The organism is Halobellus ruber (assembly GCF_014212355.1).
Taxonomy (GTDB): Archaea; Halobacteriota; Halobacteria; order Halobacteriales; family Haloferacaceae; genus Haloquadratum; species Haloquadratum rubrum.
In genome coordinates this window covers 96897-117478 of the sequence record NZ_JACKXD010000005.1, presented here as the reverse complement: position 1 = coordinate 117478, position 20582 = coordinate 96897, and the positions used below count along the sequence as shown (strand labels likewise).

Sequence of the window (20582 nt, the reverse complement as noted above, 5' to 3'; positions counted from 1 at the left end):
TGAAACCTATGTCTGATTTCGTATGTTAATAGCCCCGGGCGGGGCTCGGCGTCGGCACCGGGGGAACTCCGTGCCGCGGCCGCGGGCGTCGCGGTCAGACATACGACGCGACCTCCCGTTCCAGCGCCCCGGCGGCGTCTTCGAGCGCGTCCCGACGGTCGGCGAGCGCCGCGGCGTCGGCGTCGATCCCCGCTTCCGCGGCGTCGAGGTGCGCCGCCACCGCCTCGGGTGCCGGACCGCCCGCGGAGTCGCGGCTGGCGACGCTCTCGCGGGGGTCCAGCACCGCCTCGATGCGCTCGCGGGGGACGTACTCGAACAGCGACTCCCCCAGCACGTCGGTCGCGACCGCATCGAGGGCGTCGACGTCGGGCGTCCCGCCGTCGGCGCGCTCGGCCGCGGCCGCGAGCACCTCGTGGGCGGTCCGGAACGGCACCCCCGCCATCGCGAGGGCGTCGGCGACGCCGGTCGCGGTGGAGAACCCCTCGCCCGCGGCGGCTTCGAGCGTCTCCGCGGGCCACTCGGCGGTGCCGACCGCGCCCGCGGCGACCGCGGTCGCCTCCGTGACCGCGTCGACCGTCTCCCAGACGTGGGGGGTCGCCCGCTGGAGGTCGCGGTTGTACGCCCGCGGCAGCCCCTTCAGCGTGGTCAGCAGGCCGGAGAGCCCGCCGACCGCGTCGCCGGCGACCGCCCGTACGAGTTCCAGGCTGTCGGGGTTGACCTTCTGGGGCATGATCGACGACGTGGAGGCGTAGGCGTCGTCGAGGTCGACGTAGCCCTTGTTGGCGAAGACGACGAGGTCCTCCGCCAGCCCCGAGACGGTGACGGCGTGGGTCGCGAGTGCCGCGGTCGATTCCGCGAGGAAGTCCCGCCCCGCGGCGGCGTCCATCGAGTTGTCGACGACGCCGTTGAAGCCCAGAAGCTCCGCCGTCCGCTCCCTGTCGACGTCGAACGGCGTGCCCGCGAACGCCGCCGCCCCCAGCGGCGACCGGTTGACCCGGTCGTAGGCCTCCAGCAGGCGGGCGGTGTCGCGGGCGACCGCCGACTCGTAGGAGGCCAGATAGTGCGCGACCGTGGTCGGCTGGGCGGGCTGGAGGTGGGTGTAGCCCGGCATCACCGTGTCGACGTGGTCGGCGGCCGCGTCGAGAAGCGCCTCCCGGAGCGCGACCGTCGCCTCGGCGGCGTCTTGCAGGTCCTCGCGCAGGCGGTAGCGGATGCACGCCGCGACCTCGTCGTTCCGACTCCGGGCGGTGTGCATCCGACCGCCGTCGGGGCCGACGCGGTCGATCACGGCGGTCTCGATCGCCTCGTGGACGTCCTCGCCGTCGGGGAGCGCGCCGTGGCCTGCGGCCTCGACGTCGTCGAGGGCGGTCAGGATCCCGCCGGCGACGCCGTCGTCGACGATCCCCTGCTCGGCCAGCATTACGACGTGGGCGCGGTCGACCGCGAGGTCGGCGTCGAAGATCCGCTCGTCGGCCGCGAGGCTCGACAGGAACCCGCGGGCGGGGCCGCCGCTGAAGCGGTCCCGGCGCACGACGCTCCCGGCGTCGCCGTCGCCCCCGTCGTCACTCGCCTCCTCGCCCGGCATCGCTCACTCCCAGTCGCCCTCGTCGTCCTCGCGCCCCTCGACGGCGTCCCGTGCGGCGTTGGCGAGCCGCCCCTGGAACCCGTGGTACTTCGCGACGCCGGTGGCGTCCTTCTGGGTGATCCCGCCCACGTCCTCGGTGTTGAACGACGCCGCGTCCTCGGAGTACGCGGCGTATTCGGACTCGCGGGCGACCGGGCGGGCGCGCCCGCCCTCGAACTTGATCGTCACCGTACCGGTGACCCGGGCTTGGGTCTCCGCGACGAACCCCTCCAGGGCGTCCACGAGCGGGTGATCGACCAGCCCCTCGTACCCCTTCTGGGCCCACTCGTCGTCGACGCGGCGCTTGAAGTCGCGTTCGTCCTTCGTGAGCACGAGGCCTTCGAGCGACTCGTGGGCGGCGAGCAGCGTGGTCGCCGCGGGGTGCTCGTAGTTCTCGCGGACCTTCAGCCCGAGCATCCGATCCTCCATCATGTCGGTGCGCCCGACGCCGTGGGCGCCGGCGCGGTCGTTGAGCCTCCGGATCAGCTCGACGGGATCGAGTTCCTCGCCATCCAGGGCAACGGGATAGCCGTCCTCGAAGCCGATCTCCACGAGTTCGGTCTCCGTCGCGGTTGCGGGGTCCGTGGTCCACTCGTAGATCTCCTCGCCGGGGACGTGGCCGGGGTCCTCGAGGTCGCCGCCCTCGACCGACCGGCTCCAGAGGTTGGTGTCGATCGACCACACGCCGTCGTTGCCCGACTGGACGGGGAGGTCGTTGTCCTCGGCGTACGCCATCTCCCACTCGCGGGTGAGTTCGAGTTCGCGCACCGGCGCGACCACCTCGAGGTCGGAGCGCCGCCAGACCGCCTCGAACCGGAGCTGGTCGTTGCCCTTCCCGGTGCAGCCGTGGGCGAGGGCGTCACACCCCTCGGTCTCGGCCACCTCGAGGATCGCCTCGGCGATCACCGGCCGCGCCAGCGCCGTCCCCAGCGGGTACCCTTGGTAGGTCGCGTTCGCCCGGACCGACTCGAAACACAGGTCGGCAAACTCGGCTTTCGCGTCCACGACGTGGAGGTCGAGCCCGTGGGCCTCTGCGGTCTCTCGTGCCTCCGCGAACTCGGATTCGGGCTGTCCCACGTCGACGGTCACGCCGACGACCTCGTCGTACCCGTACTCCTCTTTGAGGAGCGACACGCACACCGTCGTGTCCAACCCGCCGGAGAAGGCGAGCGCCACGCTTGTCATATACCACCGTCTCGGACGCTCTCCCGTATAAATTACACGGTTTAGGGGGTTGGAAACAAAACGCGAGGATGCCTCTGGAGACGCTGGTCGCTTCCCAGTCAGTCGATACGACGTGGAGGAGGTAATACTGGGCCTACGCGGCCCGTCGTCGCGGTCGCGCGACGCCGGCCGACCGGACCGGACCGCGGCTCTCGGGGGCCGAGACGGCCGGACGCGCGGCTCCCGGGGCGCGACGGCCGTCCCGCGTGTGGAGCCGCGTCATCGATTGACGTAACTCTCCTCTCCCACTAAACGGTTTCGAGAGCGGCCGAGGTCCCGCCGCGGGGGTCCGATCATCCCCCTGCGGGTCGGAGGCGGCGGGCGGCGCCTTCGACCGCGTCGGAGTGCTGCATCAGCACCGTCCCGAGGACGCTCATCACCAGGACGTACCCCACCGCCAAGGCGGGGATGGTCTCCCGCATCACCACGGTCGACCCGCTTGCGGCCAGGGCAGCGATGACAAGGGAGAACTCCCCGCGGGGCACCAGCCCGACCCCGACGCGGAGCGACCGGTGCGCCGAGAGGTCGTAGACGCGACCGCCGAGGTAGCCGGAGAGTAGCTTCGCGGGGGTAGTTAGCAACACCGCCGCCGCCAGCGGGACCACGACGCCGACGACCAGCCGCGGGTCGGTGCCGACGCCGATCCAGAAGAAGAAGACCGCGGCGAAGACGTCCCGGACCGGCGTGAGCAGCCGCTCGATCCGGTCGCGGTGGCCGCTGGTGGCGAACCCCATCCCGATGAAGAAGGCCGCGACCGCCTCGCTCACGCCGAGCGTCAGCGCGACGCCGGCGACCGGGACCACCACCCCGAGGGTGCGGAGGACGAACGACTCGGTGTCGGCCACGTCCAACACCCTGGTGAAAAAGCCCGTCCCGTACTGCACGGCGGCGAGAAGCGCCCCTAAGAAGGCGAAGGCCACCGCCAGCGACCGCCCCAACTCGGCCACGTCGCCCCCGCCGACGACGAGGGATGTGACCACCGCGAGATACACCGCGATGAACAGGTCCTCGAAGACGAGGGTGCCGAGGATCGGATCGGCCTCGGGGTCGGCGATCCACCCCAGGTCGATGAGCGTCTTCGTGATGATCGCCGACGACGAGATGTAGACGATCCCGCCGAGCAGCAGCGCCTCCGTCGCCGACCACCCCAAAGCGAGTCCGAGCGCGATCCCCAGCGGCAGGTTCAACGCCGCGTCGACGACGCCCGCGCGGCTGATCTGCGAGCGGGCGGCGAACAGCCGGTCGAGGCTGAACTCCAGCCCGAGGAAGAAAAGCAGGAGCACGATCCCGACCTCCGCGAGCACGGCGAGTACCTCCCCGTGCGGGACCGCGGGGAGCCCGACCCGGCCGGCGACGAAGGGACCCGCGAGCATTCCGCCCACGACGTACAGCGGGATCACGGAGAGGCCGATCCGGAGCGCGAGCGCCCCGGCGACGGCACACACGAGGAGCACCTCGCCGAACTCGAAGAGCCCGGCCGCCATTACTCGCCCGTCACCCACGACTCAAGGGCGTCGCAGTCGTCGCGGGAGCCGACGGCGATGAGCATATCGCCGGCGTGGACCGTCGTCTCACCCCCCGGTGAGGGGAGCACCTCGTCGCCGCGCTCGATGGCGACGATCGACGCCCCGGTCTCCGCGCGGAGGTCGGAGTCGGCCAGCGTCCGCCCCGCGAGCGGCGACTCCTCGCCGACCTCGACCCACTCCAGCATCGTGTCGCCGCCGAGGAGCGTCGCGACGTCCTCCGAGCGGACCGGCTGGAAGTACGCGCCTTCGAGGATCGTGCCGACGCGGCGCGCCAGGTCGTCCGGCAGCTCGAAGAGCTTCTCGGAGTCGCTGTCGGCGGTCTCCCGCAGGAAGACCTCCCGGTGGCCGTCGTTGTGGGTCACGACCACGAGCCGGGAGCCGTCCGGCACGTCGATCTCGTGTTTCTTGCCGACGCCCGGGAGGTCGCTCTCGTAGACGGTCACGCCCGGTGGTTCGTCGGCGCCGTACAAAAGTTGTGCTCCGCGGGAGGGGACTGATTACGCGAGCGCGGGGACGACACCGACATCGAACACGGGCGCGGCGCCGGTAGCGGCGAGTACCGCGCCGCCGGCGACGGCCGCAACGAGCGGGATCGAGGCGTTGTCGTCGACGACGTACCCCGAGATCACCGGCGTGAACCCGTCGGCCAGCGTCGCGGCGGCGGCGGCGGCAACTGCCGCGACGACGCCGGCCGCGGGTCCCGCGGCCGGCACCAGGAACGGCACCGAGACGGCGAGACAGACCAGAAACATCGCCGCGAGCGTGCGCGGCCGCTTCGGTTCGCCCGCCTCGCGGGACCCCGACAGCAGCCCCGAGACCGGATCGCCGATCGTCAGCATCAGCGTCGCCGGGACGGCGACCTGCGGCGCGAAGACCAGCACGACTGCGGTGATGCTGAACATGTACAGCCCGTAGCCCGCCACGTTCTCCTGTTCGTACGGGCGGGTGAGTTCGTCGTAGATCGCCCACTCGAGGCCGACCGCCAGCCGGACGAACTCCAGTGCCGCCGCGACCGCCGAACACGCGAGCATCACGAAGCCGAACTGTCGCCACGTCACGAGATCGAGCACGTAGAGGAGCGGCAGCCCCGTGCCACTGGCGTGGACGAGTCGCCGCTTGAGCTCGCGCCGCGCCGCGAGGTCCTCGGCGAGCGTGGCGACCGGCACCTTAGGCGTCCGTGTCGGCCGTGACGGCGTCGTAGGCCGCGACCAGCCCGTCGAACGACGTGTCGCCGTCCATCACGGCCTCGAGCTCGGTCGACAGCGACTCGATCGGGAGCCGGACCTGCCGTGCGGAGTCCCGTTCCCGGACCGTCACGGTGTCGGGGCCGTCGCCCTCCAGGCCGTCGCGGTCGACGGTGACGCAGAACGGCGTCCCGACCTCGTCCTGTCGGCGGTACCGGCGGCCGATGCTGCCGGAGTCGTCGTAGGTGACGCTGAACCCCGCCCGCCGGAGGTCGTCGACGACGCCCTCCGCGCGGTCGACGAGTTCCGGGACGTTCGAGACCAGCGGGAACACGCCCACGTCGGTGGGGGCGACCGTCGGCGACAACGAGAGGTAGGTCCGCGTCTCGTCGCCGACCTCGTCCTCGCGGTAGGCGTGCGCCAGGAGCGTGTACACCGTCCGGTCGACGCCGAAGGAGGGTTCGATCACGTGCGGCGTGATGTGCTCGCCGTTGACCGTCCGCTCCTCGATCCGGAAGTTCGCCACGTCGCTGTCGACGGTGCGGGTCTCGCCGCCGACGGTGACCTGCACCTCGTCGCCGTCGAACGCCGCGGGGTTGCGGTCGGCCAGTTCCTCCAAGGCGGCGGCGACGTCGGCGGCCTCGCTCCCGTACTCGGGGCCGAGCACGCTCATATCCGGCTCGACGACCGCCCGCTCGACCGTCCGCGGCTCTTCGAACTCCCGGAAGACGGTGAAGTCGTCGTCGCCGTACTCGGCGTGTTTCGAGAGGTCGTAGTCGCCCCGGTAGGCAAAGCCCGCGACCTCGATCCAGTCGCCGTCGACCTCGCTTTCGGCGTCCCAGCAATCGGCGGCGTAGTGTGCCCGCTCCCCCGGGAGGTGCTGGCGGAACCGGAACCGGTCCGTATCGACGCCCACCCCCTCGTACCACTCCTGGGCGATCCCGAGGAAGTAGCCGATCCACGCGTCGCCGACGATCCCCTCCTCGACCGCCGCCCCGATCGTCGTCTCGACGTAGGCCCCGCCGTCGGCCTCCTGTTCGGTGACGGGGTAGAGCGTGACCTCGACGTCGGCGACGCGGTCGAGGTCGGGGTCGTCGCGCTCGGGATCCACGAACTGCTCCAGTTCGGCCTGGGTGAACTCCCTGGTGCGGACGATGCTCTTCCGCGGCGAGATCTCGTTTCGGTACGCTCGCCCGATCTGTGTGACGCCGAACGGCAGGCTGTTCCGGGCGTACTCCTTGATCCGCGGGAACTCCACGAAGATCCCCTGGGCGGTCTCCGGCCGGAGGTACCCCGGCGTCGACGACCCCGGCCCGATCGTCGTCTCGAACATCAGGTTGAACTGCGTCACCGCCTCCTCGGCCAGGTCGCCGCCGCAGTTCGGACACCGGATCCCGTGGTCGCCGAGCAGGTCCTCGACGTCGGCGACCGGGAGCGATTCGGCGTCCTCGATCGACGTGTTGTCCTCTATCAGGTGGTCCGCGCGGTGGGACTCCCCGCAGTCGGGACACTCCACCAGCATATCGTCGAAGCCGTCGAGGTGTCCCGACGCCTCGAAGACGGGTTCGGGCATTATCGTCGGCGCCTCGATCTCGAAGTTACCCTCCCGGACGGTGAAGCGGTCGCGCCACGCGTCCTCGACGTTCGATTTCAGCGCCGCACCCTGCGGGCCGAAGGTGTAGAACCCCGCCGCGCCGCCGTACGCCCCGCTGGCGCCGAAGAAGTAGCCGCGGCGTTTCGCGAGTTCCGCGAGGCGTTCGCCCTCGCCGCTCATCACACCGCCTCCACCAGGTCGACGTCGCGAACGATCCCGACGAGTTCGTCGCCGGCGACGAGCGGTACCTGCTCTATGTCCTCGGTGAGCATCGTCTGGGCGACCTCCGTGGCCGGCTTGGTCCGCGGGACGGCGGTGATCTCCTCGGACATGAACCGCGAGGCGGGCTCGGCGGGGATCTCGACGTTCCGGGTGGGGATGTACCGCTTGCCGACCGCCTTGATTCCCTCCCACATCCAGTCGTCGTCCTGGCCGGCCACCGAGTCGCCGGTGTCGTCTTCGCCCTCCACCACGCGGGCGACCTCGATGATGTCGACCTCAGTGAGGATGCCCGCCATCGACCCCTCGCTGTCGAGGCAGACGGTGTACGGGACGTTCGCGTAGTGGATCTCCCGTTCCGCGACCGGGAGCGGCGTCTCGACGTAGGTGGTGTTCACGTCGGCCGTGGCGATCTCGCCGGCGGTGGTGTCGACGGCGACCTCACCGCGGGCGATGACCCGGATCACGTCGGTGACGGTGATGATCCCGTCGAGCCGGCTGTCGACCACCGGGAGCCGACGGCTCCCGGCGTCGACCATCAGCCGCGCCGCCTCCTCGACGGTGGCGTCGGGGGTGACGGTCGGAACCTCGCGCATAAGCACCGCGAGCTGGTCCTCGTCGGGGCGCTCGATCAGCTCCTGGCGGGAGATCAGCCCGCGGTACTCCTCGCCGTCGTCGGTCTGCTTGACGACCGGGACCGAGGAGAAGCCCCGCTCCTGGAGGTACTCCAGCACGTCGTCGCGGGTCCCCGGGAGTTCGACGGTGACCAGCTCATCGCGGGGCGTCATCGCGTCGGCAACGTTCATACCCGCCTTACTCCGCCACACCTCTTGTACTCTTTGAAGCCCCCGGACATCCGGCCGGCGGGGCAGGACGTGCGGGTCGGGCCCGTCAGCGGGTTACTCCGCGATGTCGGTCACGTCGAACCGGGCGCCACCGTCCTCGGTGTCGGTGACACTGATCTCCCACCCGTGGGCCTCGACGATGCTCCGGACGATCGCCAGCCCGAGCCCGGTTCCGCCGTCGGAGGTATGACCGCGGTCGAACACCGCATCACGCTCGGACTCGGGGATCCCGGGACCGTCGTCGGCCACGTAGAACCCGTCGTCGGACCGACCGACACGGACCACGACGTCGTCACCGGCGTGCTCTACCGCGTTCCGAAACAGGTTCGCGAACCCCTCCTGAAGCCGGTCGGGGTCGGCGTCGACGACCCCCAAGTCGCCCTCGACGCGGAGGTCGGCCGCCGCGGTGTCGACTGCGTCCCACGCCAGGTCGGCGACGTGGGCGAGCCGCACCGCCCGAGTGTCGCTGATGTCCTCACCCTCCCGGGCCAGCGTCAGCACCTGGTCGATGAGGTCGTCCATCCGGTCGGCAGCGCGGGCGGCCCGGTCCAGGTGGTCGGAGTCGGTCTCCGCCTGCGCGATCTCGATCGAGCCGGTCACGACGTTGAGCGGGTTCCGGAGGTCGTGTGAGACGACGCTCGCGAAGGCCTCCAGCCGCTCGTTTTGCGCCGCGAGTTCCCGCTCGCGCCGGACCCGGGCACGGGAGTGAGTTACGACATCAGCCGCGGTCCGGAGGGTGCTCACCTCCGGGCCGCGCCACTCCGGATCGGCGGTCAGCGTCTCGAAGCCGACGAACCCGACGAGCGACCAGCTGTCGACCATCGGCAGGAACACCGCAGACCGGACACCGGCGTCCCGGAGGTGCCGCCGCGTCGGGCCGGCCGGCAGCTCCCCGACGTCCGGCACGGGGACGTTCTCGAACCCCTCGAGCCGGTCGACGAGCCACTCGTGGGCGTCGAGGTCGAGGCGCCGGGGCTGTCGCGGGTCGATGTCGTCGGCGGTCCACTCCGCTGCAACGCTGAACGCGTCCCCACGGGACTCGACGGTGTAGCCGCGGTCGGCGCCGATGTGCTCGCCGACGGTCCCGAGGCTCCACTCGATCTTCGTGTCGAGTTCGTCGGGTTCGGCGCTCATCAGGCTCGTCGAGACGTCGAGGACGATACTCCGGAGCGTGGCGTGGTGTCCGTCCGCGTCGGGCGGTCCGGTGTCGGACGCTACCCGACCGGACGCCAGCTCCCCGGGCAGCCCATCCATAACCGGGGACACGCGCGCCGTTACTATGTGTGTTTCCACGCAGTATCAGGTCTGATACTCCACGTCGGGGCGGCAGCAGGTGGTAGAGTAGCCAGCGGCAGGGTGTCGTAGAAGAGTCATTACGGTGTTTATTTCACGATTTCGTGGGCGAATCAGCCGTGAAATCCTGGTTGCGGGTTGAGCGGCGTAACGCGGCTGTCCCGTAATCCGATCACATACTATCGGTACCTTCGAAAAATATATTTTCTACACATTCTTTAATTATATACGATCAGGTATGACTCTGTCATCGGCGTCGGCGTACGAAGCAGCGGCAGTTCCCGACTCCGGGGACCACGCCATCGTGGTCGGTGGAAGTATGGCCGGTCTCCTGACGGCACGGGTCCTGATTGACGGTTATGACCGAGTGACGCTGCTTGAGCGCGATCCAATGACGGACGAACCGGTAGCCCGCCGCGGGATCCCGCAGTCACAGCACGTCCACGTGATGCTAGAGCCGGCCCGAATCGTGCTCAACGACCTGTTCCCGGGATACCAAGACGAGGTTCGGGACGAGGGTGCGCTCGTACTTGATGCCGCAACCGAACTCGACTATTTCGACAACGGAAAACGTCTGGCAGACCCGGCGAGCGAACTCCCGATGCTTTGTGCGAGCCGCCCGCTATTCGAACAGGTCGTCCGCCGGCGGGTGACGGACAGCCCAGAGATACGTATTCGGGACGAGTGTCAGTTTGTCGATTACCGCAGCGACGATGACGCCACAGCAGTCGAAGGTGTTCGATTCCGGGGAGAAACTGGTGAGGAACGGACGCTCTCGGCTGACCTCGTCGTGGACGCCACTGGCCGCACCTCACGAACTCACAAGTGGCTCGCAGACAACGGCTACACGTCGCCACCGACCGATCGTGTCGACGTTGACCTCGCGTACGGAACCGTCACCGTCGATCGCCCCTCCGAAGAGCGTCGTGCGTATTTCTGCGTCCCGCAGGTTGGCGAGCCGAAGGGCGGCGTCGCAATACCCGCCGAGGGCGATAGCTGGATTGTCACCCTGTTTGGGATGCACGGGGGCCATCCTCCGGGCGACATTGAATCGTACATCGACTTCGCTGACCGACTCCCAATGTCATCGATAGCCGACCTGCTCCGGCAGCAGGAGTGGGTGTCCGAGGAGGTTAGCGTGTATCCGTTCCCGGCCAGCCAGTGGCGGCATTACGAGGCGCTTGATCGGTTCCCGGACGGACTCGTGGTTACCGGTGACGCTATTGCGAGTTTCAATCCCATCTACGGGCAGGGGATGTCTGTAGCAGCACTCGATGCGCTACAGCTCCACCACGTGCTTTCCAATGGCGCTCACGACATCGGCCTCCGGTTTTTCGATCGAGCCGAAACGCACCTCGAGGTGGTCTGGCAGGTAGCAGTCGGGGGTGATTTCCAGTTTGAGGAGACCGACGGGCCGAAACCGTTCGGAACCGACATCTTCAACCGGTACCTCTCCCGGTTGATCGACACTGCACACGACAACGAACAGGTAGCCGAAGCGTTTTATCGTGTACTCCGATTGGAGGAACGACCGACAAGCCTGTTCCATCCGCGTATCGCCGCTCGGGTGCTTTTGCCCTCCTGAGTCGATCTCTTTCGCTACAGCCGTTCGTCTGTACTGAGCGATTCGAAGGTATGGAGATCGGTGTGCCGATCGCTCTATGACGCCCTTGCCAGCGGGACTACGTTTCGCAGAACAGCGAGTGTGGTAGACATACGTATTGTTTTTTGACCTAATTAGTACTACTCCAACCCTTTTTCGATAAATACTACATATTCGTTTTGTACCTCGTCGTGACGTTCCGACGGGTTTATGTATGAGTGAGACACACTCACAAACATGACGCAGAACGCGACGGCGGTGACGGACGCGTCCAACACCGAGGTGATGGCCTCAGTCGACTCCGCCTCCGCACAACCGGAGTTCGTCATCGCGGACGTCTCCCGGGACGACGCGTGGCTGTCGGTGCCGGTAGCGGAAGCGCCGTCGCTTCGCGAGTGGATCTGACGACGCCCCGTGCCGCTCCCCGCGACGACACCCCCTCCCGATGGTTACTTACCGGACGACAGTCCGGACTCCGCGCCCCCGGCGCCGTAGCGACCGCGGCTCACAGGGCCTCAAGAACGGCGTCGGCGACCGTCCCGAGCAGTTCGACGCCAACGGACCTCGCGCGGCCGAGGAGACCGTCGTCTTCCTCGCCGTCCGCGTCGTCGATAGCTGCGTCGCCGCCGGGTCGTCCGGTGTCGCTCATCGGCTCCGTTCCGGCGCGCCGATACGTGCTCGCCGCACTTGTGCGTTCGCCGTCGGATGCGATCCGTCGGCGGCGGGGATCGCCCCGCCCCGAACGAGGGATTTTTGTCCGCGTCCGCCGAGGGGGCGGATATGCAGTACCGCGAGGTTGACGCGACCAGGGAGTTCCTGCTGCGACTCGAGACGGGCGCCGACTGGCGCACGGAGATCGAGGAGTTCGCCGACCTCGAAGGGATCGACGCCGCGTGGTTCCAGGCGATGGGCGCGGTCCAGGACGCCGAGGTCTGGTTCTACGACCAAGAGGACACGGAGTACCGGTCGGTGCGGTTCGACGAACCGCTGGAGGTAGCGGCCTGCGTCGGCAACGTCGCGGACCTCGAGGGGGAACGGTTCGCCCACACCCACGCGGTCCTCTCCCGTCCCAGCGGCCAGTCGCTGGCGGGACACCTCAACGCGGCCACGGTGTTCGCGGGCGAGGTGTATCTCCGAGAGTTCGACGAACCGCTGGAACGCGAACGCGACGAGCCGACCGACCTGGACCTCTGGCTCTGATGCGGTCGGACGACGAGCGGCACTTCGAGCGGATCGAAGCCCGTCTCGACGAGGCGTTCGACCGCGCCGAGCGCGCGAAACGGCAGGGTCACGACCCCGAAACGGAGGTCGAGATCCCGATCGCGAAGGACATGGCCGACCGCGTCGAGAACATCCTCGGGATCGGCGGCGTCGCCGAGCGCGTCCGCGAACTCGAAGGCGAGATGTCCCGCGAGGAGGCCGCACTCGAACTCGTCACCGACTTCGTGGAGGGGACCGTCGGCGACTACGACGGCCGCGCGGGGAAGATCGAGGGCGCGGTCCGGACCGCGGTCGCGCTCCTGACCGAGGGCGTCGTCGCCGCGCCGATCGAGGGGATCGACCGGGTGGAGATCCTGGAGAACGACGACGGCACGGAGTTCGTGAACGTCTACTACGCCGGGCCGATCCGGTCTGCGGGCGGGACCGCCCAGGCGCTCTCGGTGCTCGTCGCCGACTACGCCCGGTCGCTGCTGGGAATCGACGAGTTCCGCGCCCGAAGCGACGAGATCGAACGCTACGCCGAGGAGGTCGCCCTCTACGACAAGGAGACCGGCCTCCAGTACACGCCGAAGGACACGGAGACGAGGTTCATCGCGGAGCACATGCCGATCATGCTCGACGGCGAGGCCACCGGCGACGAGGAGGTCTCGGGCTTTCGCGACCTCGAACGGGTCGACACCAACGCCGCCCGCGGCGGGATGTGTCTGGTGCTCGCCGAGGGGATCGCGCTGAAGGCGCCGAAGATCCAGCGGTACACCCGCGACCTCGACGAGGTGGCGTGGCCGTGGCTCCAGGACCTCATCGACGGCACGATCGGCGGGGGGTCGGCGGAGGACGGCGACGAGGGAGGCACCGACGGCGACGCCGGAGAAGAGGAGCACGACGACACCGAGTCGACGCCGGCGGGCGCCCCCCGGCCCGACCCCTCCGAGAAGTACCTCCGGGACCTGATCGCCGGCCGGCCGGTGTTCGGTCACCCGAGCGCCGCCGGCGGATTCCGTCTCCGCTACGGCCGCGCGCGGAACCACGGCTTCGCGACCGCGGGCGTCCACCCCGCGACGATGCATCTGGTCGACGACTTTCTCGCGACCGGGACCCAGATCAAGACCGAACGCCCCGGGAAGGCCGCGGGGGTCGTCCCGGTCGACTCCATCGAGGGGCCGACGGTCCGCCTCGCCAACGGCGACGTGCGTCGGATCGACGACCCCGAAGAGGCGCTCGCGGTCCGGAACGGCGTCGAGGAGATCCTGGATCTGGGCGAGTACCTCGTGAACGTCGGGGAGTTCGTCGAGAACAACCACCCGCTCGCGCCCGCGTCGTACGTGGTCGAGTGGTGGGTCCAGGACTTTGCGGCCGCCGGCGGCCCGGTGCAGGCGCTCGACGACGATCCCGGTGTCGACCTCGACGATCCGACGCCCGCGGAGGCCCACGAGTGGGCGACGGCGTACGACTGTCCGCTCCATCCCGACTACACGTATCTCTGGCACGACGTGTCGGTCGAACAGTTCGTTGATCTCGCCGACGCCGTCGAGGAGGGGACGGTAGTAGCGCCGGAGGCCGACGGGTCGAGCCACGGGAACGCCGGGGGTGGGGACGCGTCGGCCGCCGACGCGCTCGAACTCCCGAACGACGACGCCACCGCGCGAACCCTCGAGCGCCTGCTCGTCGAACACACACAGCGGGGAGAGACGATTCGGATCCCTGAGTGGCGGCCGCTGGTCCGGTCGCTGGGCTTCGAGGTTGCCGGGGGCGACTCCCGACTCGAACGAACCTGGACGGCGTCGTCGCTGTCGACGGCGGCACGCGAGTGGGAGGGCGGCGACAGCGCGCTGGAGGCGGTAAACGAGGTCGCCCCGTACGACCTCCGGGAGCGTGCACCGACCCGGATCGGCAACCGGATGGGCCGCCCGGAGAAGTCCGAGTCCCGGGACCTCTCGCCGGCGGTCCACACGCTCTTTCCCATCGGCGAGGCCGGCGGGAGTCAACGCGACGTGGGGAAGGCCGCCCGCGCCCGCGACGACGAGGGACGGCGCGGCGTCGTCGACGTTCGGGCGGGCGATCGGGTGTGTCCGAACTGCGACACCCACACCTACCGGACGCGGTGTCCCGAGTGTGCGACCCACACCGAGCCCTTCTACGAGTGCGACGAGTGCGGGCAGGTCGTCGAACCCGACGAGTCCGGCCGGGTCCACTGCGACCGCTGTGACCGCGCGGTCGAGAGCCCACGGTGGGTCTCGGTCGACGTCGGCGAGGAGTACCGGGGGGCGCTGGAGGCCGTCGGGGAGCGGGAGTCCGCCTACGACATCATGAAGGGGGTGAAGGGGCTCACCTCCGCGGACAAAACCCCCGAGCCGATGGCGAAGGGCGTCCTCCGCGCGAAGAACGGCGTGACCGCGTTCAAGGACGGCACCGTCCGGTACGACATGACCGACCTCCCGGTCACGTCGGTCCGGCCCTCCGAGCTCGGCGTGACCGCCGAGGACTTCCGCGAACTCGGATACAGGACCGATATCGACGGCGAGCCCCTCCGGTTCGACGACCAGCTGGTGGAGCTGAACGTCCAGGACGTCGTGCTCTCGGACGGCGCCGCCGAGCACATGCTCAAGACCGCGGACTTCGTCGACGACCTCCTGACCGAGTTCTACGGCCTCCCACCGTTCTACGAGGTCGACGAGCGCGACGACCTCGTGGGCGAACTCGTCTTCGGGATGGCGCCGCACACCTCCGCCGCGGTGGTCGGCCGCGTCGTTGGGTTCACCTCAGCGGCCGTCGGGTACGCGCATCCGTACTTCCACGCCGCCAAGAGGCGAAACTGCTTCCACCCCGAGACGAAGGTCTGGTATCGGGACGAATCGGAAGCGTGGCGTCACGACCCCATCGAGACGCTCGTCAAGGAACGTCTCGATCCCGAGACCGCAGACGAGGACGACTTCGGGACGCTTGTGACGGAACTCGACGGCGACGTGTACGTTCCCTCCATCACCGAAGACGGCGAGGAGGTGGTGCGGCCCGTCGAGGCCGTCTCGAAGCACGTTGCGCCGGAGCATATGCTGGAGATAACGACGCGGAGTGGGCGGCCGATCACGGTGACGCCGGACCACGAGCTACACGTTCTCGACGGTGGCGAGATCCAGTCGAAACAGGCGAGAGAGATAGACGAAGACGATCACGTGATCAAACCGGCCCACCTCGACAGCATCGAAGCGGACGAGCCCGAAAAGTTCGATCTGCTCGCGGAGTTCGTCGGCTCCGAGGTGATTGGTGACGACCGGCTGATGATCAAGGGGCTTGAGAAGGAAGCGCTCTACGATCTGTTCACCGAGCGGCTTGCCGACGGATGGAACGGCCGTTTCTACCCGCTACAGAGCACTGCCGAATATCTCGACCTCACGAAGAAGAGCCTGAGCAACTACCTCTATCGCGGAAGCTTCCCCGTAGACATCCTGTTGGAGTTCTTCGACTCCACCGAGGCGATGTTGGAGTTCGTCCCGACCGACGTGCGGCTCGGTGTGAAACGGGATTCGACTGAGATCGACAGGACAATCGAATTAAACGAGCGCGTCGCCACGCTACTCGGATACTACGCCGCGGAAGGGTTTGCACGCGAACAGAACACTCCGAAGGGGACTATCCACCAGACGACGATCTGCGGGACCGAGGCGGAGGCGCGCGACTTCTATGCGGAGGTGCTCCGTGAGGAATTCGGAGTTGAACCCTACCGCGAGAACCACGCGAAAGTGACAGTGTCAGGTCGACTGCTTCGCGCATTCTTCGATACTGTCCTCGACGTCGGCGTGTACGCACACGCCAAACGGGTTCCGGACTGTATCTTCGACGCACCGGAGCAGATCGTCAGCGCGTATCTGGGTGGTTATTTCAGCGGGGACGGGTCCGCTGACAGGGCAGCCCCACGGGTCACTGCGGACACAGTGAGCCCGGAACTCAAATCGGACGTGCTCGCGCTGCTCACCCGCCTCGGGATCAGCGGACAGGTGAATAACCGTCCCAAAGTCCCGCTTCGAGGACAGTTCCCCGAATTCTATGACGAGGACGACGAGTCGCTCTCGCGTCCTGGTTTCGAGATCAGCGTCTCCCGGGACGACGCCGTCCGGTTTGCCGAACAGGTCGGGTTCCATCTGACTCGGAAAGATCGAACGCTCCGCGGACACGCGTTCGGTCGGGAGGCGGACGACCGAATACCGTACTGTTACGACGGCGGAACGGAGAACTATCTCGTCGATCCGGTCGACGATATTGAGTACGTCGGCGACACTCCGGAACACGTCTACTGCCTCACGGTCGAAGATACGCATTCACTCGTTGCGAACGATATGTCGGTTCGCCAATGCGACGGCGACGAGGACTGCGTGATGCTCCTGATGGACGGCCTGCTGAACTTCTCGAAGTCGTACCTCCCCGACCAGCGGGGCGGCCGTATGGACGCACCCCTCGTGATGTCCTCCCGGATCGACCCCAGCGAGATCGACGACGAGGCGCACAATATGGACGTCGTCCGGCAGTACCCCCGGGCGTTCTACGAGTCGACGCGGGAGATGGCCGACCCCGACGCCGTCGAGGAGCTGATCACGCTCGCCGAGGACTCGGTCGGCACCGACGACGAGTACCGGGGGTTCGACCACACCCACGACACCGGCGACATCGCGCTCGGCCCGGACCTGTCGGCGTACAAGACCCTGGGCTCGATGAAGGACAAGATGGACGCCCAACTGGAACTCGCCCGGAAGCTCCGCGCCGTCGACGAGACCGACGTGGCCGAGCGGATCATCGAGTACCACTTCCTCCCCGACCTCATCGGGAACCTGCGGGCCTTCTCCGGACAGGAGACCCGGTGTCTCGACTGCGGGGAGAAGTACCGCCGGATGCCGCTGACCGGCGACTGCCGGGAGTGCGGCGGCCGGGTCAACCTCACCGTCCATCAGGGGTCGGTGAACAAGTATATGGAGACCGCAACGCGGGTCGCCGAGGAGTTCGGCTGCCGGGAGTACACCAAACAGCGGCTCGAAGTCCTCGAACGGAGCCTCGAATCCGTCTTCGAGAACGACAAGAACAAGCCGACGACGTTTGCGGACTACATGTGACCCGCCGCGGGCGGAGCCGACGCCGGCTACGAGTTCCGCCTGCAGAACTTCGAGCTGTGCGTCCGTCCGAGAGCGACGTCCCGCTCCTGGAACCGTTGTTCCACGCCCGGAACGTGGGTGTACCCCACGACCAGACAGGCGACGTCGACGTCGTCCCGGGGTGAAACCACCCGCTCGACGTTCTCGGCGATCGCCTCGTTGCGCGCCGACAGGGAATCCCGGGCGAGAAAGGCCGCCGGGAGGAACCCGACGACGAAGCCGCACGCGCCGAGCGTCAGCGGCGAGACCCCGGGAAGCACGGCCACATCGAGGAGTCGGCCGGCGGAGAGCGCGACCGAGGAGAGGAGAAATAGTCCCGTCACCGCGAACTGAAACCAGCTGAGGAGGGTCTCCATCGGGGAGACGTCGCCGACGGCACCGACCAGGCTGCGGCCGACGGGTTCGACGTCGAGCCCGTGTTCCGCCGCCACCCGCTCCCGGACGACCCGATCGACGGAACCGAACTGTCGCGTCAGGAGCAGTCCCGGGAGCCCCCAGACCAGGCCGAACAGCGCCCCCGCCAGATACACCGACGGGTGTCGCAGGAGTAGCGCCCGCCGGTCCGCTTTCGTCGGGGTGTCGCGCGGCGCCCCCACGAGGAGCAGATCCGACCCCTCCGAGAACGCCTCGAGCTCCGCGCGGAGTTTCGCAGGGCGGTCCAGACGGACCGTCCCGAAGACGTCGATTCGCGTCACTGGCGTGGGGTATCCCCCCGGCGCATAAAACCGTTCGCTGGGAGGCCGCGGGGGAGATCCGACGACGGGGCCGGGAACCCGCCACGTTCACCCCGCGGGCGTCGCGCACCCCGACCGGGACCGCAGCGGACGAGCGAAAGCCTATTTCTCCCCGACCCGAAGCATCGCGCAGTGAACGGAAGCCGAAAGGAGAGCGAGAGGGCGGTCCTGTTCGATATGGACGGCGTGCTGCTCGAAGGGCGAGGCACCGACCCCGCGGTCCACGCCCGGGCGCTCGAGGACCTGCTGGAAGCCCGCGGGATGGACGTCGCCGAGGAGCACCGCGCGACACTCTCGGAGTACGAGTACAGCGACGCGTTCGTCGAGGCGTGTGCGGCTGTCGGCGTCGACCCCGAGGAGTTCTACACGGCGCGGGAGGAACACAGCGCCGCGCGCACCGTCGACCACGCCGCCGGCCGCGACCTCTTCGACGACGTCGGCGCGCTCGACGGCCTCCCGGACCGGGTCGCGGTCGGGGTCGTCAGCAACAACTACCACCGGACGGTGGAGTTCGTAGTGGAACGGTTCGGGCTCACGGCGTTCGACGCCGCCCGCGGCCGCGAACTCGGCCCCGTGGGGTTCAGCCGGCGGAAGCCCGAGCCGTACTATCTCGTCGACACGCTCGACGCCCTCGGCGCGACGGACGGCATCTACGTGGGCGACCGCGAGACCGACGTCGTCGCGGCACATCGCGCGGGGCTGGACAGCGCGTTCCTCCGCCGGGATCACAACGCCGACGTCGAACTCGGCGTCGAGCCGACCATCGAGGTCGACGGGCTGGACGAGGTCGTCGACGTGATCGGCGAGTAACGGGGGCTACTCCAGGTACCCCAGGTCCCGGAGCCGCTCCTGTGCCTCGTCGTCCATCTCCTCGACCGTATCGTCGGAGACGTCGTCGTCGAGGGCGTCGGTCCAAGCGCCGCCGACCGCGGACTCGAACGCCGACAGTGCGGCTTCGGTCGCCGCAACCGCGGCGTCGTTGCCGTCAGCGAGGTTCTCGGTCTCCCCGGGATCCCTGTCGAGCCGGTAGGCCTCGTCGTCGATGCGGTCGATCCGGACGTACTTGGCGTCGACCCGTCGCGCTGCGCGCATCCGCGAGTAGAACCGCGACTCGTTCGGGAGGTCGATCCCCGCGTCGGCGGCCTTCTCCTCGAGTTGGGTCAGTTCCACGACCGGCCGGGAGTACTCCACGAACGCGTACTCGCCGTCGCCGCGCTGGCCGGGGTCGCGGTCGGCGGCGTCGAGGCCGCCGAAGGCGCGATAGGAGTCGGAGACCAGCGAGCGGGTCGGGTCGAGCGCGACGGCGTCGTCGCCGGGGGCGGCCGGCGTCCCCCCCTCCACGTCGAGGGTGTCCAGGACGGTGTGGTACAGATCGAGGAGTTCGACCTGGTCCCCGCGTCGGTCGGCGTCCAGGTCGGGGTGTTTTACGAGCAGCGGAACGTTCACCAGGGGATCGTAGACGCAGAACTCGTGGCCGTAGAGGTCGTGTTCGCCGTGGAGTTCACCGTGGTCCGCACACACGACGACCATCGTGTCGTCCCACCGTCCCTCGGATTTCAGCCGGTCGAACAGCCGGCCGAGCTGGTCGTCGATGTGGGCGATCTCCGCGTCGTAGAGCCCGCGGATGGCCGCCCACTCGTCGTCGTCGATGTCGCGGGCGCCGGCGTTGTACTCCTTGGAGTTCTGACAGACCGCATCGGAGTCAGCGCCGGGAGCGAACTCCGCGGCGAACTCCGCGGGCGGGTGGTACGGCAGGTGGGCGTCCATCAGGTTGATGAACGCGAAGGAGTTGTCGGCGTCGTCAACGAACTCCATCGTGCGGTCGATCACCGCTGGCGTCTTCGAGTCCGCGGTGTCGCCGCCGGCGAGGTACTCGTGGGCGGTGTTGCCGAGGCTGACCAGTTTGTCCGCGATCGCCCGCAGCGACTCGTTGTCGTTCATCGTCTTCCACGCGCGGGCCAGCGGCCCCGAGAGGAACTCCCCGGGCATCACCTGGAAGAAGTTGTCTTGGTCGTCGAAGCCGTCAGTCAGGTGGGTGTAGGGCGTGATCCACGCGTTCGAGGAGTAGCAGGCGGTGTCGTAGCCCGCCGCCGACAGCGTCTCCGCGAGCGTGGTCGCACCCTCCAGGTAGGGGTTCTCCTGGTCGGCGCCGTGTTGGGAAGGGTAGAGGCCGGTAAACAGCGAGGCGTGGACCGGGAGCGTCCAGGGGGCGGGCGCGACCGCCTGCTCGAAGACGGTGGCCTCCGCGGCGAAGTCGTCGAGGTTCGGCGTCGTGGGGCGGTCGTACCCGTACGGCGTCAACCGGTCCTTCCGGACCGTGTCCATCACCACGAACAGGACGTTTTCGGGCGACTCCGTGCGCATACCCACCCCTCGC

At 68.5% G+C, this 20582-nt stretch carries 16 protein-coding genes; 5 read left to right on the top strand and 11 right to left on the bottom strand.

Annotated features, from left to right (window positions below):
* Positions 1 to 94: 94 nt before the first annotated feature.
* The 8 genes from argH to H5V44_RS13715 all read right to left on the bottom strand — a co-directional run bounded on the left by argH (position 95) and on the right by H5V44_RS13715 (position 9470).
* A complete protein-coding gene (gene argH / locus H5V44_RS13750) occupies positions 95 to 1585 on the bottom strand; it encodes an argininosuccinate lyase (RefSeq protein WP_185193708.1) in 1491 nt (496 codons plus the stop codon).
* Positions 1586 to 1588: 3 nt separating this feature from the next.
* On the bottom strand, positions 1589 to 2809 hold the full coding sequence (locus H5V44_RS13745) for an argininosuccinate synthase (protein WP_185193707.1): 1221 nt from the start codon (positions 2807 to 2809) through the stop codon (positions 1589 to 1591).
* A gap of 332 nt (positions 2810 to 3141) precedes the next feature.
* A complete protein-coding gene (locus tag H5V44_RS13740) occupies positions 3142 to 4332 on the bottom strand; it encodes a cation:proton antiporter (RefSeq protein WP_185193706.1) in 1191 nt (396 codons plus the stop codon).
* Positions 4332 to 4817 (bottom strand): cation:proton antiporter regulatory subunit, encoded by a 486-nt coding sequence (locus H5V44_RS13735; RefSeq protein WP_185193705.1) that lies wholly within the window; start codon positions 4815 to 4817, stop codon positions 4332 to 4334. Before H5V44_RS13735 ends, H5V44_RS13740 begins: the two co-directional genes overlap by 1 nt.
* A 54-nt stretch (positions 4818 to 4871) precedes the next feature.
* On the bottom strand, positions 4872 to 5540 hold the full coding sequence (locus H5V44_RS13730; RefSeq protein WP_185193704.1) for a dolichol kinase: 669 nt from the start codon (positions 5538 to 5540) through the stop codon (positions 4872 to 4874).
* Position 5541: 1 nt separating this feature from the next.
* On the bottom strand, positions 5542 to 7332 hold the full coding sequence (gene glyS / locus H5V44_RS13725) for a glycine--tRNA ligase (protein ID WP_185193703.1): 1791 nt from the start codon (positions 7330 to 7332) through the stop codon (positions 5542 to 5544).
* The gene (locus H5V44_RS13720; protein WP_185193702.1) at positions 7332 to 8177 is read right to left on the bottom strand and encodes a CBS domain-containing protein; all 846 of its coding nucleotides are present in this window, start codon (positions 8175 to 8177) and stop codon (positions 7332 to 7334) included. Before H5V44_RS13720 ends, glyS begins: the two co-directional genes overlap by 1 nt.
* Positions 8178 to 8270: 93 nt before the next feature.
* Positions 8271 to 9470 carry a sensor histidine kinase gene (locus H5V44_RS13715; protein WP_185193701.1) on the bottom strand — a complete coding sequence of 400 codons (1200 nt, stop codon included), beginning with the start codon at positions 9468 to 9470 and terminating at the stop codon, positions 8271 to 8273.
* Between the two features lie 277 nt (positions 9471 to 9747).
* Between H5V44_RS13715 and H5V44_RS13710 the strand changes: the two genes are divergently transcribed.
* Together H5V44_RS13710 and H5V44_RS13705 are read left to right on the top strand one after the other, a co-directional pair.
* Entirely contained in the window at positions 9748 to 11094 is a 1347-nt protein-coding gene (locus tag H5V44_RS13710) for an FAD-dependent oxidoreductase (protein WP_185193700.1), read from the top strand.
* 255 nt (positions 11095 to 11349) lie between these two features.
* Positions 11350 to 11517 (top strand): DUF7556 family protein, encoded by a 168-nt coding sequence (locus H5V44_RS13705; RefSeq protein WP_185193699.1) that lies wholly within the window; start codon positions 11350 to 11352, stop codon positions 11515 to 11517.
* 100 nt (positions 11518 to 11617) lie between these two features.
* Here the strand turns inward: H5V44_RS13705 and H5V44_RS13700 are convergent, their stop codons facing one another.
* Positions 11618 to 11761 carry a hypothetical protein gene (locus H5V44_RS13700; RefSeq protein ID WP_185193698.1) on the bottom strand — a complete coding sequence of 48 codons (144 nt, stop codon included), beginning with the start codon at positions 11759 to 11761 and terminating at the stop codon, positions 11618 to 11620.
* A gap of 131 nt (positions 11762 to 11892) precedes the next feature.
* Here H5V44_RS13700 and H5V44_RS13695 point away from each other — a divergent pair, with 131 nt between their 5' ends.
* Complete coding sequence (locus H5V44_RS13695) at positions 11893 to 12312, top strand: PPC domain-containing DNA-binding protein (protein WP_185193697.1); 420 nt, start codon at positions 11893 to 11895, stop codon at positions 12310 to 12312.
* Complete coding sequence (gene polC, locus H5V44_RS13690; RefSeq protein ID WP_185193696.1) at positions 12312 to 17432, top strand: DNA polymerase II large subunit; 5121 nt, start codon at positions 12312 to 12314, stop codon at positions 17430 to 17432. Before H5V44_RS13695 ends, polC begins: the two co-directional genes overlap by 1 nt.
* Positions 17433 to 17458: 26 nt before the next feature.
* Here the strand turns inward: polC and H5V44_RS13685 are convergent, their stop codons facing one another.
* Positions 17459 to 18166, bottom strand: coding sequence for a hypothetical protein (locus tag H5V44_RS13685; RefSeq protein ID WP_185193695.1), 708 nt, complete (start codon positions 18164 to 18166; stop codon positions 17459 to 17461).
* A 171-nt stretch (positions 18167 to 18337) separates the two neighbouring features.
* On the opposite strand from H5V44_RS13685, the gene H5V44_RS13680 reads away from it, so the two are divergent.
* A complete protein-coding gene (locus tag H5V44_RS13680) occupies positions 18338 to 19015 on the top strand; it encodes an HAD family hydrolase (RefSeq protein WP_343067756.1) in 678 nt (225 codons plus the stop codon).
* 6 nt (positions 19016 to 19021) lie between these two features.
* Here the strand turns inward: H5V44_RS13680 and H5V44_RS13675 are convergent, their stop codons facing one another.
* Positions 19022 to 20569, bottom strand: a complete 1548-nt coding sequence (locus tag H5V44_RS13675; RefSeq protein WP_185193694.1) for a sulfatase — start codon at positions 20567 to 20569, stop codon at positions 19022 to 19024.
* Between the last annotated feature and the right edge of the window lie 13 nt (positions 20570 to 20582).

Excerpts from the sequence above, each read along its gene's own strand:
- argH (WP_185193708.1), bottom strand. The coding sequence starts at position 1,585 with ATGCCGGGCGAGGAGGCGAGTGACGACGGGGGCGACGGCGACGCCGGG.
- H5V44_RS13745 (WP_185193707.1), bottom strand. The coding sequence starts at position 2,809 with ATGACAAGCGTGGCGCTCGCCTTCTCCGGCGGGTTGGACACGACGGTG.
- H5V44_RS13740 (WP_185193706.1), bottom strand. The coding sequence starts at position 4,332 with ATGGCGGCCGGGCTCTTCGAGTTCGGCGAGGTGCTCCTCGTGTGTGCC.
- glyS (WP_185193703.1), bottom strand. The coding sequence starts at position 7,332 with ATGAGCGGCGAGGGCGAACGCCTCGCGGAACTCGCGAAACGCCGCGGC.
- H5V44_RS13720 (WP_185193702.1), bottom strand. The coding sequence starts at position 8,177 with ATGAACGTTGCCGACGCGATGACGCCCCGCGATGAGCTGGTCACCGTC.
- H5V44_RS13715 (WP_185193701.1), bottom strand. The coding sequence starts at position 9,470 with ATGGATGGGCTGCCCGGGGAGCTGGCGTCCGGTCGGGTAGCGTCCGAC.
- H5V44_RS13710 (WP_185193700.1), top strand. The coding sequence starts at position 9,748 with ATGACTCTGTCATCGGCGTCGGCGTACGAAGCAGCGGCAGTTCCCGAC.
- H5V44_RS13705 (WP_185193699.1), top strand. The coding sequence starts at position 11,350 with ATGACGCAGAACGCGACGGCGGTGACGGACGCGTCCAACACCGAGGTG.
- H5V44_RS13700 (WP_185193698.1), bottom strand. The coding sequence starts at position 11,761 with ATGAGCGACACCGGACGACCCGGCGGCGACGCAGCTATCGACGACGCG.
- H5V44_RS13695 (WP_185193697.1), top strand. The coding sequence starts at position 11,893 with ATGCAGTACCGCGAGGTTGACGCGACCAGGGAGTTCCTGCTGCGACTC.
- polC (WP_185193696.1), top strand. The coding sequence starts at position 12,312 with ATGCGGTCGGACGACGAGCGGCACTTCGAGCGGATCGAAGCCCGTCTC.
- H5V44_RS13675 (WP_185193694.1), bottom strand. The coding sequence starts at position 20,569 with ATGCGCACGGAGTCGCCCGAAAACGTCCTGTTCGTGGTGATGGACACG.